The following is a 12,704-nucleotide window of genomic DNA, read 5'->3' on the forward strand; positions in this document are numbered from 1 at the left end:
CGCCGGCGGCTGCGGAGCGCCCCGCTGAGCTGGACCATCATGCCGTCCGAGCTGCGTATCCGGCACGCGACGGTGGGCGAGTGGCGGGTCCGGGGCGGCGCGGTGGCCGCCGCGGTCGTCGGCCCCGGCACGGCCATCGACCCGCTGTCGGGACGGCCGACCGCCGACCAGACCGTCGTCACGCTGTTCGGCCACCGCCTCGAGGTGCTCGCCCGGCTGCCCGCACACGGCCTGGACGCCTTCCAGCTCACCCACGCGCTGGACGAGCGCGGCTACCACGTCGTCACGCCCGACCAGGCCGTCCCGCGACCGTCGGAGTACGGCCTGGCCGGGCTGCCGGAGATCTTCTCCCGCGTCCCCGGCGGACGCCTGGTCGTCGACGACGACGGCATCGGCTGGGCCGACGGCGCCGGCGACGTCATCCTGCGCATGCCGCGCGACCGCATCGGCGGGATGGAACTGCTCACCGTCGACGGGCACGCCTGGCTGCGGATGTACGACGACGAGGGCGACGAGTTCCTCGCGGCGCCGCTGTCGATGCTGCGGATCTCCCGCACCGACCTGCGCGACGCGGCGCGGCGGGTCCAGCTCCCGATCACCGACGCCGAGTACGACGCGTACGTCAACGCCGCCTTCTACGGCTCGATGACCCGCCTGGAGACCGCCGAGCCGGTGAAGGACAAGCCGAAGAAGACCCTGCCCGAGGTCCGGCTCGACGTGCCGACCCGCACGCGCGCGCTCGCGTACGCGGTGACCGCGACGCTGTGCGAGCTGGTCGCGGTGCTGGGCTCGCTGTGGCTGCGCGTGGACCTCGGCGGGTTCTGGCCGACGCTGGCGTGGGCGGCGCCGGCGGGCCTGGTCCTCGGCCTCGCGGGCGCCTGGCTGTACGACCGCAACCGCCCGCAGCTGCGCGTCTCGGCCTCGGGGATCTCCTCGGTGACGCGTCTCGGCCGTACGGAGTGGAGCGTCACCCGGCAGGCGCTGGGCGGCGTCGGCATCGACGAGGCGGACGCGCCGAGGCTGGTCGTGTGGAGCCCGGCGGGCCGCGTCCTGCGCCGCGTGTCCTTCCCGCCGGACCTGACCGAGCTACGCCGCGCCTGCGAGCGCCACGGCCTCCCGTGGGGCCCGCCCGACGCCGGTCACGGTGCCGCACCGCCTCCCGAGCTGTGACCGGCGCGGTGAGAGACTCCCGTACGGTCGCCTAGATCGTTGATGGGGGTTGTTGGGCTGGCTGTGGGCATGGCGAAGGGCGTCCATGATCAGTGTGTGAATACAGACCTGGACGCCCTTGTGACCGCACTCCATGTCCATCCGGATGGCCATGTCCTGCCCTCGCGTGAGCAGCGCGGCAGGCCGGGGCCGGCCAGAGCCACTCCCCGCCGGCACGACCGGCTGCGGTTGATGGACGGTACCCCCGGTGCGCCGCGGCGCCTCCCGGACCACGGTGAACCGCTCGCAGATGGGCGACATGGCCGGCCACGGACGCGATGCCTCCCACCACGCCTTCTACTGGGGCGCCAAACCGATGCTCACCACCGCCGAACCATTCCCCATCAACGATCCAGGTGGAGCCGGGGCCTGACCCGTGTGATCAGAGCCTTTCGACCACGTGGTCGATGCAGACGGTGAGGGCCTCGATGTCGGCCGGGTCGATGGCCGGGTACATCGCGATGCGCAGCTGGTTGCGGCCCAGCTTGCGGTACGGCTCGGTGTCGACGATGCCGTTGGCGCGCAGCACCTTGGCGACCTCGGCGGCGTCCACGCCCTCGAAGTCGATCGTGCCCACGACCTGGGAGCGCTGCGCCGGGTCGGTCACGAACGGCGTGGTGTAGGACGTCTTGTCGGCCCAGGTGTAGAGCCGCTGGGCGGAGTCGGCGCAGCGGCCGATCGACCAGGACAGGCCGCCCTGGGCGAGGAACCAGTCGATCTGCTGGGCCATGAGCATGAGCGTGGTCACGGCCGGCGTGTTGTAGGTCTGGTCCTTGCGCGAGTTGTCCACCACGACCTTCAGGTCGTAGAAGTCCGGGATGTAGCGCCCGGACGCGGCGATCTCCTCGATGCGGGCCAGTGCCGCCGGCGAGGCCAGGGCCAGCCACAGGCCGCCGTCGGAGGCGAAGCCCTTCTGCGGCGCGAAGTAGTAGACGTCGGTCTGGGTGACGTCGACGGGGAGGCCGGCGGCGCCGCTGGTCGCGTCCACGAGGACGAGGCCGCGATCCGGGACGGTCCCGGCGGGCCGCTCGATCGGCATCGCGACACCGGTGGAGGTCTCGTTGTGCGTGAGGCCGTAGACGTCGACGCCGTCCTCGGCGACGGGCGCCGCGTGCGTGCCCGGCGCGGACTCGATCACCGACGGGTCCGACAGCCACGGCGCCTTCTCGACGACCTTGGCGAACTTGGAGGAGAACTCCCCGAACACCACGTGCTGGGACCTCTCGCGTACGAGACCGAACGCCGCGGCGTCCCAGAACGCGGTCGTGCCGCCGTTGGACAGCAGCACCTCGTATCCGTCCGGCAGCGCGAACAGCTCCGCCAGGCCCTCGCGGACCTTGGCGACGATCGACTTGACCGGCTTCTGCCGGTGAGAGGTGCCGAGATACGTCGCGCCGGAGGCGGCGAGCGCGGCCAGTTGTTCCTGACGGACCTTCGACGGGCCTGAGCCGAATCGGCCGTCCGCGGGCTTGAGGCTGTCTGGGATCACGATGTCGGTCACCCGATGAAGCCTAATAAAGCGACCCGGCCCGGCTCAGTCCGGTCCGCGATGTGAGACCCGGGTGCGGCGCCTTCGCCGCACCATCCGTACCACCAGCCACACGAGCCCCAGCAGGCAGATCGCCGACACGCACGCCGGGTACCGCCAGGGCCGGCCGTCCTGCCGGGCGTCGATCGCGGCACCGCCGGAGTCGTAGGACAGCAGGGCGAGCGCGGCGGCCATCACCCAGGCGACGACCACGCGGGAGCCGCGGTCACGACGCGCGGAGCGCTCCTCGCGCTCGCGTTCCTCCCGCAGCAGGGCGGCGTCGCGTTCGTCGGGGTCCTCGTCGCGTGGGCCGGTGTACATGGTTCCCATGATGGGGGAGAGACGCGTACGGCCCGCGGTGCCGGGGGCACCCGCGGGCCGTGCTCCTCGTGTGTGCTCAGACCTTGGTGGTGAGCTCGGCGGAGCCGTCCACGTCGGACACCGAACGAGCCGCCGGGCCGACGTAGCGGGCGCTGGGCCGTACGAGGCGGCCGGTGCGCTTCTGCTCCAGGATGTGCGCGGCCCAGCCCGCCGTGCGGGCGCACGTGAACATGGCCGGCATCATGTGCGGCGGCACCTCGGCGAAGTCGAGGATGACCGCGGCCCAGAACTCCACGTTCGTCTCGATCGGGCGGTCCGGACGGCGCTCGCGCAGCTCTGCCAGCGCGGCGTCCTCCAGTGCCTTGGCCGCGTCGAAACGGGCCGCGCCCAGCTCCTTGGCGGTGCGCCGCAGCACGCGGGCACGCGGGTCCTCGGCGCGGTAGACGCGGTGCCCGAAGCCCATGAGCCGCTCGTGGTTGTCGAGGATGTCGGTCACGACCTTGCGGGCGTCGCCGAGCTGCTCGACCTTCTCGATCATCGGCAGGACACGGGCGGGCGCCCCACCGTGCAGCGGACCCGACATCGCGCCGATCGCGCCCGACATCGAGGCCGCGACGTCGGCCCCGGTGGAGGCGATGACGCGGGCGGTGAAGGTGGAGGCGTTCATGCCGTGCTCGGCGGCCGACACCCAGTAGGCGTCGATCGCCTTGACGTGCTTGGGATCCGGCTCACCGCGCCAGCGGACCATGAACCGCTCGGTGATGGTGCGGGCCTCGTTGATCCGCTCCTGGGGAACCATCGGCAGACCGAGGCCGCGAGCGCTCTGCGCCACGAACGACAGCGCGGTCACCGAAGCCCGGGCCAGGTCGTCGCGGGCCTGCTCGTCGCTGATGTCCAGCAGCGGGCGCATGCCGTAGGCCGGCGCGATGAGGGGTAGAGCGCTCTGGACGTCGACCCGTACGTCACCGGAGTGGACCGGGAGCACGTACGGCTCGGCGGGTGCCAGTCCTGGGTCGAAGCTGTTGTCCACCAGCAGACCCCATGCGTCACCGAAGGAGACGTGGCCAACGAGATCTTCGATGTCGACGCCCCGGTATCGGAGAGCACCGCCCTCCTTGTCCGGTTCGGCGATCTCAGTCTCGAAGGCGACGACGCCCTCGAGGCCGGGTTTGAAGTCGGACATGTTCTGTCCTGCCTTTCGTCCCCTGTGGTGTAGGTGTACAGACCCGACTGATAATTGAACCTCTTCTTGCACGCTGCTCAGTACCCGGGGGGGTGTGATATGCGCAATTTTTTCGTTTCCAGCAACTCTATGCGGGAACCCTGCCGTGTCATCCCCGGGGCGACGCGAGAGGATGTCCTGTCGTGGAGCGAACCGACCCCGCCGACCTCCGGAAGTCCTACAAGGACGCCCGGCTGGACGAGCACGACCTCGCCGCCGACCCGCTGAGCCAGTTCGACATCTGGTTCGCCGACGCCGTCGCGGCCGAGTTGCCCGAGCCCAACGCCATGATCCTCTCCACGGCCACCGCCGACGGTACGCCCAGCGCTCGCACGGTGTTGCTCAAGGGGTACGGACCAGAAGATTTTCGCTTCTTCACGAACCATGGATCGCGCAAGGCGCGGACCATCGCCGAGAACCCCCGAGTGTCACTGGTGTTCCCCTGGCACGCGGTACACCGGCAGGTGATCGTCGAGGGCACCGCCGAGCGGCTGTCCCGCGCGGAGTCCGCGGCCTACTTCCGCACCCGGCCGCACGGCTCCCGGCTCGGGGCGTGGGCGAGCGAGCACCAGTCCGCGGTGGTGACCCGTGAGGAGCTGGAGAGCCGGTACGCCGAGCTGGCCCGGCGGTGGCCGGGCGAGGTGCCGCTGCCGGACTTCTGGGGCGGCTACCGCGTGGTGCCGGTGAGCGTGGAGTTCTGGCAGGGGCGGCCGAACCGGATGCACGACCGCCTGCGATACCGTCGTCCCGACGCACATGAACCGGACAAATGGGTGGTGGAGAGACTTAGCCCTTGACTGCTCCGCGCCCTGACGTGCGGGGATGCGGCCCTCGCGTGGCGGGGTTCCCGCTTCTGGTTCCTCACGGCCTTCTGTTCCTCACGGCCAGGTCGTCGACCGCCGTGGTCGCGGACCAGGCCGGGCCGGTCTTGTGCAGAAAGTCCGGGTGGGGCGCGTGACCGTTGCCCGCGGGCCATCCAAAGACGGAAAGACGATAATGAGCGCTTCATGTTCAGGGGTGTCCCGGCCACGCCGCGCCACCCCGACCGAGGGCCGGATCCCTCCCGGCCCTGAAGGATCGGGCCTCCTCCGGACCGATCGGTGAGCACCGCCCCCCGATCATCCCCCGGCCCCTCCGCGACGACGTCGTCCGACGCCCCCGACGACGCGCATCCTTCGTTCTCCCAGCGTGTCCGGAACCTCGTCCTGCGGGCCGCCATCGACACCCGCCCGCTCGGCCTGCCGGCGTTCCGCCGGCTGTGGATCGGGCAGGCGGTGTCCTTCACCGGCTTCCAGCTCACCTCCGTGGCGATCTCGGTCCAGGTCTACGACCTGACCAAGTCCTCGCTGTGGGTCGGCCTGCTCGGGCCGGCCAACCTGGTGCCGCTCATCGTCTTCGGACTGTGGGGCGGCGCGGTCGCGGACATGATGGACCGCCGCAGGCTGCTGATCATGGCCTCGCTCGTCACGTGGGTGTCCACGCTCGGCCTGCTGGCACAGTCGCTCCTGCACGTCGGGAGCGTCTCGCTGATCATCGGGCTGGTGGTGGTCCAGGCGGTCGGCTTCGCGATCAGCTCGCCCACGCGCGGTGCCGTCATCCCGCGCCTGCTCCCGGTACGCCTGGTGCCCGCCGCCAACACGCTGAACTTCACCGCCTCGCAGGTGGCCACGTTCATCGGCCCGGTCCTGGCGGGCGTCGTGATCGGGCACGGCGGCTACGCGGTCGCGTACGGGATCGACGCGGTGCTGTTCACCGTCGGCCTGTACGCCGCGGTGCGGCTGCCCGCGCTGCCGCCGATCGGCGGCGAGATCCGGCGGGCCGGGCTGCGCTCGGTCGTGGAGGGGCTGCGCTTTCTGCTCACCCGGCCGGTGCTGATGATGTCGTTCGTCGTGGACATCATCGCGATGGGCGTCGCGATGCCCCGAGCGCTGTTCCCCGAGGTCGCGGAGACGCGCTTCGGCGGCGAGGAGGCGGTCGGCTGGCTCGTCGCCGCGATCGCCATCGGCGCCGTGATCGGCGGTCTGGTGTCCGGGTGGATCGGCCGGATCCAGCGGCAGGGCATCGCCCTCATCGCGGTCATCGTGGTGTGGGGCCTGGCCGTGGCGGCCTCGGGCCTGGCGGGCTCGCTGTGGCTCGCGGTGCTGCTGCTGGCCGTCGGCGGCGCCGCCGACCTGGTCTCCGCGGTGTTCCGGCAGACGATCCTGCAGACGTACGCCCCGGATGAGATGCGCGGGCGGCTGCAGGGGGTGTTCACCGTCGTCGTGGCGGGCGGACCGCGCCTGGGCGACCTGCGCGCCGGCGTCACCGCCTCGATCGCCGGCGCGACGGCGTCGTGGACCGGGGGAGGCCTGGTGTGCGCGGGACTGGTGGTCGTCGCGGGGCTCGCGGTGCCGTCGTTCCGCCGCTACACGGCCTCCACACGCGGACCGGCGGACGAGCGGGGGTAAGGGGACCGCCCGGTCAGCCCAGCACCTCGGCGGCGACCTTGAGGTCCGAGACCAGCCCGGCGTACGCGGCGTCGCGGTCGTCGGCCCGCAGCACCGCCGACGGGTGCACGGTCGCGACGTAGCAGGCGTTCTGCCGGGAGGTCTCGTCGTCGATGGGCGGCCGGGGGATGAGCCGCCCGCGCTGGCGGGTGACGCGGAACGACGGGCCGAGCAGCGCCTTGGCCGCGGTCGCGCCGAGCAGCACGATGACGTCGGGGTCGATGATGTGCAGCTCGGCGGCGAGCCACGGACGGCAGGCCGTCATCTGGGCCGCGTCCGGCGTCTGGTGGATGCGCCGCTTGCCCGGCCCCTCCTGGCGGAACCGGAAGTGCTTGACGGCGTTCGTGACGTACGCGTCGGAACGCTCGATTCCGGCCTCGACCAGCGCCCTGTCCAGCAGTTTCCCGGCCGGGCCGACGAACGGGGCGCCCTGGCGGTCCTCCTGGTCGCCGGGCTGCTCGCCGATCAGGACGACCCGTGCCGACGCCGATCCGGAGCTGAAGACGGTCTGTGTGGCGTTCTCGTACAGGTCGCAGCCCTGGCAGTCCTGCGCGGCGCGGCGCAGGCCGTCGAGCCCGGCTCCCGGCGGGACCCAGCGCCCCGCCCCCTCGAAACGTGGCATGACGAAACCAATCTATCGCCAAGAAGACTCTTCCAAGTGGCGGGAAGACCACATCGACGGTTCACGTTCGGGTATATGAACAGATAAGGATCGCTCTTGCCGTCGCCCGCTCCCCGCAGAGTCGCGATCGGCCGTAGCATCAGGAGCGAACTGGAGGAAAACCTTGACCGCACACGGCTTGATCGACACCACGGAGATGTATCTCCGGACGATCTTCGAGCTCGAAGAGGAAGGCATCGTGCCGCTTCGCGCCCGAATCGCCGAGCGGTTGTCGCAGAGCGGCCCGACGGTGAGCCAGACGGTGGCGCGCATGGAGCGCGACGGCCTGGTGAGAGTAGAGGGTGATCGGCATCTCGACCTGACCGAAACCGGCCGCTCCCTTGCGGTCCGTGTGATGCGCAAGCACCGGCTGGCCGAATGCCTACTCGTCAACGTCATCGGTCTCCCGTGGGAAGAAGTCCACGTCGAGGCCTGCCGCTGGGAACACGTCATGTCCGAGTCGGTCGAGCGGCGGCTGGTCGCCCTGCTCGGAGACCCTTCGACGTGCCCGCACGGCAACCCGATTCCCGGCCTGAACGAACTCGACGCCGACATCCCCGAACCGCCGCCGGGCGAGCCGCTCGCCCTCATGACCGACGTCGCGACGGCCGCCGGCACCCCCGTCGTGGTCCGGCGCATCAGCGAGCAGGTCCAGAGCGACACCGCGCTCATGCTTAAACTCAAGCAGGTTGGGATACAACCGGGACGTGAGGTGACGCTTGCCGCAGGCGACGACGGTGTCAGGGTGACGCGCGACGATGATTCCGACAGCCCCTCGACCGAGCTCCCCAGCCGCATCGCCTCCCACGTCTTCGTCTCCAAGCGCTGAGTTGCCCATTCCACGTATCCCGGGCCGTCGTCCGTCGTTCAACAGGGAAGGGGACGGCAATGGCGAGGTGGCGGGCGTATGAAGCGCTGGGGTGAACCGCCCGTGGATCCGCTGTTGCCGCCCGAGACGGTCCTGGGCCAGGCGGACATGGCGGTCATCGTCTGCGATCGTTATAGCAATGTCATCTACTGCAACGCCTTCACCGAGACGCTGCTGGGTTTCGGCGGATCGGAGTACATCGGACGGTCGATCCTGTCGCTCGGCATCGCCGAGGAGGACCACGACCAGGCCAGGGAGCTGGCCCGTCACGTCCTGAAGGGCGCGGTCTGGGAAGGCACGTTCTGCAACCTGCGGGCGGACGGCAGCACCGTGTACACGCGTGCGTACGCCGTGCCGCTGCGTCACCCCTCCGGTGACGTCGAGGGCATTGTGATCTTCGCCCGCGAGGCACTGCGCAGCAACCAGCGCGACCAGGACCGCTACGGCCTGCTCGAGCGCATCGGCGAGCGGCTGGCCGCGTCACTGGAGCTCCAGCAGACCCTGCGCCGGGTCGCCGACACCCTCGTGCCGCAGTTCGCCGACCACTGCTTCATCGACCTGTACGCCGGCGAGAAGCTCATCCGCCGTGTCTCGCGGCACGGCGGCGACTGGGCGCCGCCGCCCGGCACGTGGGCCGAGGTCGGCGAGACGGTCGCCTACCCGTCCGGTCACTTCTGCGCCAAGGCCCTCGCACGCCGCGACGCGGTCGTCGTCGAGGACGTCGTGGCCGACCGGATGACGGCGCCCAGCGCCGCGAGCAAGCAGCTCGGCGACGACCTGGGCATCACGTCGGTGATCGCGGCGCCGCTGCTCGCACGCGGCGAGGTGCTCGGCGTGATGAGCCTGGCCCTGTCGGGCATCAGCCGGCGGCCCGACCCGCACTACGACGGCTTCGACCGCGACCTGGTCGGCGCGATCGCCAGCCGGGTCGCGCTCGCCATCGACAACGCCATGCTGTTCGAGGAGGAGCGCGAGACGGCGCTGGCGTTCCAGAAGAACCTGCTGCCCGGCGACCGCCCGCCGCACCTCGACGGGCTGGAGATCGCCTGGCGCTACGAGCCGGCCCGTCCGCTGGAGTCCCACGGCCAGGGCATCCAGACGCAGGTCGGCGGCGACTGGTACGACGTCATCCCGCTGTCCGCGGGCCGGGTCGGCCTGGTCATCGGCGACGTGGAGGGCCGCGGCGCACGCGCCGCCGCCGTGATGGGGCAGCTCCGTGCCGCGCTGCGCGCCTTCGCCCAGGACGACAAGCCGCCGGCCGACATCCTGATGAAGCTGGACGAATGGGTCCGCGCGATGGTCGGCCCCGGCGGCTACCGGGAGCCGGGCATCGAGCCGGTCGACGTGCCGGAGCGGCGCCACCCGCTCGTGTCGTGCACCTACTTCGTCTACGACGCCTGGTCGCGCATCCTGTCCTTCGCCAACGCCGGGCACGAGCCGCCGCTGCTGCTGATCGACGGCGAGGTCATCGACATGGAGGCGGTCGGCAAGGGCGCGATGCTCGGCGTGCGCGAGCCCGGCCTCGGCGGCGAGATCCTGTACGAGGAGGAGACGCGCGAGCTGCCCCCGGGCACCACGCTCGTGCTCTACACCGATGGGCTGATCGAACGCCGGCCGAAGGACAACGGCGAGCACTACAGCCGCGAGCAGGCCCGCGAGATGCTGCGCGAGTCCGTGCGCCGCGCCGACCGCAAGGACGTCGAGGCGATCGCCAACGCGGCGTTCGAGGCCGTGCCCGGCGACATCGACGACGACGTCGCGATCGTGGTCGTCCGCACCAACCCGGTCCGGCTCCAGGTCGAACAGCGCACCTTCCAGGCCGAGCCCATCATGGTCTCCGAGGCCCGGCGCATGGCCGCCGAGACGTTCGCCAACTGGGGGATGCTGGACGAACAGGCCGAGCTCGCCTGCCTGCTGGTCTCCGAGGTCGTCACCAACGTCGTCCTGCACGCCGCGAACACACCGGCCCCGCGCCGGGAGCTGGTCCTCGAAGGGGCGCTCGGCCTCGACGGCCCGGCGGGCTTCGACGACCCGTGGGAGAAGCTCCCCGAGCTCGGCCGGCCCGAGCCGCCGACCAAGGAGTTCACGCTCCGGCTGCGCCGCGGCGAGCGCTCGGTGTGGGTCGAGGTCCTCGACAAGGACATGCGCCTGCCCCGCATCCGCAGCGCGGGCGAGACCGACGAGGGCGGCCGCGGCCTGTACCTCGTCGACCAGCTCGCCGCCCGCTGGGGGTCACGGCCCACCAACGACGGCAAGGCCGTCTGGTTCGAGATCCCGCTGAAGTCCTGAGCGCCGTTCACGCGGTGTCGGGGAAGCCCGGGTCGTTCAGGCCGAACTTTCGGCAGAAGCCGAGGTCATCCAGGTCGCGTGGCCGATTCCAAGGGCTCCCACGTCAGCGAGTCCGGCGCGAAGTAGACCACTCGGCCCGGCGCGCCCGGCCGTCGCCGGGCCGTGGCAGTTCAGGGCGAACCTGCCGCCCAGGGCGTCATGGCCGATGACCAGGCCGTCGAGCGGCTGCCACGCGGGATCGACGCCGGCGGGGAAGCGGTTGACCTCAGCTGGCCCCGGCCGACCTGGGTCACCTCCGCCGCCGTAGACGCGCAGCCGGCCCTGATCCAGCAGGAGGCCGCCGAAGTGCAGCACCGGCGCGCCGAGGAACGACCTCGTACCTGAAGCTGGAGCAGGCACGCTCGTCCCCCGCTCGGCATCGCCGGGCAGGGCCTCCAGGGGCACGGAGGTACCGTCGAGCTCTTTCGCAGCACGGGCCGGGCGGGGGCGTCGATCAGCTCGCTGAGCTCTCGCATCCGTTACGTACGGTGCGTGCCCGGGTCTCCCTGCTGAGAGGGGTGCCCGGGCCGGGGGGAGGTGCTGGTCCGGGCGGGCGTGTGGCGTACGGATCCGCGTGTGGCTGGAGGGCCTGCCGTTGGAGCCTCGACCGTGTCGTTTCGCTCGTGTGCTTCCGGGCGGCCGGGTCGTACGCTGAAGGCGTGTTGGCATGGGAGGTCGCCCGGCCGGGTCCCATCGAGACCGGGCCGATCGAGGCGGTGACGCGTGAGGTCCCCGAGCCGGGGCCGGGGGAGGTGCTGGTCCGGGTGCGCGCCTGCGGTGTGTGCCGTACGGACCTGCACGTGGCCGAGGGCGACCTGCCGCCGCACCTGCCCCGGGTCACGCCCGGGCACGAGATCGTCGGCGAGGTGGTCCGGCAGGGGCACCGGTTCGCGCCGGGAGACCGGGTCGGCGTCGCCTGGCTGCGCCACACGTGCGGCATGTGCGCCTACTGCCGCCGCGGCGCGGAGAACCTCTGCCCCTCTTCGCTCTACACCGGCTGGGACGCCCATGGCGGGTACGCCGAGTACGCCGTCGCGCCCGAGGCCTACGTCTACGCCCTCCCCGGCGACCGGCCGGACATCGAGGTCGCGCCCCTGCTCTGCGCGGGGATCATCGGCTACCGGGCACTGCGGCGCTCCGCGCTCCCGCCGGGCGGGCGGCTCGGCATCTGGGGGTTCGGCGGATCGGCGCACCTCGCCGCGCAGATCGCGCTGGCCGAGGGCGCCAGGATCCACGTGTTCACCCGGGCGAGGGCGGCACGTGACCTTGCTCTGCGGCTCGGCGCGGACTCGGCGCAGGACTCCTTCGACCCCGCCCCCGAACCGCTCGACTCGGCGATCATCTTCGCGCCGGCCGGGGAGCTCGTGCCCGCCGCCCTGCGGCGACTCGACCGCGGCGGCACGCTCGCCGTCGCCGGCATCCACCTCAGCGACGTGCCCATGCTCAACTACCAGGACGACCTGTTCCAGGAGCGGCAGCTGCGCAGCGTGACCTCCAACACCCGCGCGGACGGCGAGGAGTTCCTCCGGCTCGCCGACCGGCTGGCACTGACGGTGGCCGTCACCCCGTACGCGCTCGACCAGGCCGACCAGGCACTGGCGGACCTGGCCGACGACCGGGTCAACGGCGCGGCCGTGCTGAGAGGCGTCTCCTAACCCGACAGCACACCTAGATCGTTGATGGGAAATGTGTGGGCTGGTGGTCAGTGGTCGTATGTGGTCAGTGATCGTTTGGTGGGTGCGCCGATGAGTCAGTTGTGCCAGATCGCGGTGTTGAGGGCCAGGATTCGCTGGGATGTTCGTGTCCATAGGCCTTCGGTGGTGCGGGCGTTGTGGCGTTCGAGGCCGAGCTGGTTCTTCAGGTCCAGATGATCGCTTCGATCCGCTGGCGTAGCCGGCCGGGGAAGGTGTTGGCCGGGGGTGCGGGTTCATCGTCGCGGGACGGGCGGATCAGCGGGTGGTCCAGGTCGGCGGCGGCTTTTTCGATGCCGGCTCCGGCGAAGCCCTTGTCGCAAACGATCGGGCAGGGCCCGGCAGTGGACGTGGGGCGGGTGGAGTGCTTGTTTGCGTTCGTCGAGGTCT

11 protein-coding genes and 2 pseudogenes are annotated in these 12,704 nt (G+C 71.3%); 7 read left to right on the forward strand and 6 right to left on the reverse strand.

Features of this window, described 5'->3' with window-relative positions; all coding sequences use genetic code 11:
- Positions 1-1,170: YqeB family protein (locus ACFFNX_RS27295; protein WP_446678526.1), on the forward strand; the 1,170-nt coding region annotated here is incomplete at its 5' end.
- 96 nt (positions 1,171-1,266) lie between these two features.
- Positions 1,267-1,543 (forward strand): annotated as a pseudogene (locus ACFFNX_RS52395) (IS982 family transposase); the annotation flags it as partial.
- Between the two features lie 48 nt (positions 1,544-1,591).
- On the opposite strand, the gene serC reads toward ACFFNX_RS52395, so the two are convergent.
- From serC to ACFFNX_RS27315, 3 genes are all read right to left on the reverse strand, one after another.
- On the reverse strand, positions 1,592-2,710 hold the full coding sequence (gene serC / locus ACFFNX_RS27305) for a phosphoserine transaminase (protein ID WP_378208249.1): 1,119 nt from the start codon (positions 2,708-2,710) through the stop codon (positions 1,592-1,594).
- A 33-nt stretch (positions 2,711-2,743) separates the two neighbouring features.
- Positions 2,744-3,058 (reverse strand): hypothetical protein, encoded by a 315-nt coding sequence (locus ACFFNX_RS27310; protein ID WP_378208253.1) that lies wholly within the window; start codon positions 3,056-3,058, stop codon positions 2,744-2,746.
- A 76-nt stretch (positions 3,059-3,134) separates the two neighbouring features.
- Positions 3,135-4,241: a citrate synthase 2 gene (locus tag ACFFNX_RS27315; RefSeq protein ID WP_378208256.1), complete on the reverse strand. Its 1,107-nt coding sequence runs from the start codon at positions 4,239-4,241 to the stop codon at positions 3,135-3,137.
- 182 nt (positions 4,242-4,423) lie between these two features.
- Between ACFFNX_RS27315 and pdxH the strand changes: the two genes are divergently transcribed.
- Both pdxH and ACFFNX_RS27325 read left to right on the forward strand, forming a co-directional pair.
- On the forward strand, positions 4,424-5,077 hold the full coding sequence (pdxH, locus tag ACFFNX_RS27320) for a pyridoxamine 5'-phosphate oxidase (RefSeq protein WP_378208258.1): 654 nt from the start codon (positions 4,424-4,426) through the stop codon (positions 5,075-5,077).
- A 303-nt stretch (positions 5,078-5,380) separates the two neighbouring features.
- On the forward strand, positions 5,381-6,727 hold the full coding sequence (locus ACFFNX_RS27325; protein ID WP_378208261.1) for an MFS transporter: 1,347 nt from the start codon (positions 5,381-5,383) through the stop codon (positions 6,725-6,727).
- A 13-nt stretch (positions 6,728-6,740) separates the two neighbouring features.
- On the opposite strand, the gene ACFFNX_RS27330 is transcribed toward ACFFNX_RS27325, so the two are convergent.
- Positions 6,741-7,388 carry a UdgX family uracil-DNA binding protein gene (locus ACFFNX_RS27330; protein ID WP_378208264.1) on the reverse strand — a complete coding sequence of 216 codons (648 nt, stop codon included), beginning with the start codon at positions 7,386-7,388 and terminating at the stop codon, positions 6,741-6,743.
- A gap of 163 nt (positions 7,389-7,551) precedes the next feature.
- Between ACFFNX_RS27330 and ACFFNX_RS27335 the strand changes: the two genes are divergently transcribed.
- Entirely contained in the window at positions 7,552-8,256 is a 705-nt protein-coding gene (locus tag ACFFNX_RS27335) for an iron-dependent transcriptional repressor DtxR (protein WP_378208267.1), read from the forward strand.
- Positions 8,257-8,334: 78 nt separating this feature from the next.
- Positions 8,335-10,584, forward strand: a complete 2,250-nt coding sequence (locus tag ACFFNX_RS27340) for an ATP-binding SpoIIE family protein phosphatase (protein ID WP_378208269.1) — start codon at positions 8,335-8,337, stop codon at positions 10,582-10,584.
- Between the two features lie 36 nt (positions 10,585-10,620).
- Here ACFFNX_RS27340 and ACFFNX_RS27345 read toward each other — a convergent pair whose 3' ends face one another.
- Positions 10,621-11,028 carry a DUF2625 family protein gene (locus tag ACFFNX_RS27345; RefSeq protein WP_378208272.1) on the reverse strand — a complete coding sequence of 136 codons (408 nt, stop codon included), beginning with the start codon at positions 11,026-11,028 and terminating at the stop codon, positions 10,621-10,623.
- A 254-nt stretch (positions 11,029-11,282) separates the two neighbouring features.
- Between ACFFNX_RS27345 and ACFFNX_RS27350 the strand changes: the two genes are divergently transcribed.
- Positions 11,283-12,278 (forward strand): zinc-dependent alcohol dehydrogenase family protein, encoded by a 996-nt coding sequence (locus tag ACFFNX_RS27350; RefSeq protein ID WP_378208275.1) that lies wholly within the window; start codon positions 11,283-11,285, stop codon positions 12,276-12,278.
- Between the two features lie 95 nt (positions 12,279-12,373).
- On the opposite strand, the pseudogene ACFFNX_RS27355 reads toward ACFFNX_RS27350, so the two are convergent.
- Positions 12,374-12,704, reverse strand: a pseudogene (locus ACFFNX_RS27355) (transposase family protein); the annotation flags it as partial.

The organism is Actinoallomurus acaciae (assembly GCF_042429965.1).
In the GTDB taxonomy this organism is placed as follows: domain Bacteria; phylum Actinomycetota; class Actinomycetes; order Streptosporangiales; family Streptosporangiaceae; genus Actinoallomurus; species Actinoallomurus acaciae.

Coding starts and splice junctions, on each gene's coding strand:
- ACFFNX_RS27310 (WP_378208253.1), bottom strand. CDS start 3,058: ATGTACACCGGCCCACGCGACGAGGACCCCGACGAACGCGACGCCGCC.
- ACFFNX_RS27315 (WP_378208256.1), bottom strand. CDS start 4,241: ATGTCCGACTTCAAACCCGGCCTCGAGGGCGTCGTCGCCTTCGAGACT.
- ACFFNX_RS27330 (WP_378208264.1), bottom strand. CDS start 7,388: ATGCCACGTTTCGAGGGGGCGGGGCGCTGGGTCCCGCCGGGAGCCGGG.
- ACFFNX_RS27340 (WP_378208269.1), top strand. CDS start 8,335: ATGAAGCGCTGGGGTGAACCGCCCGTGGATCCGCTGTTGCCGCCCGAG.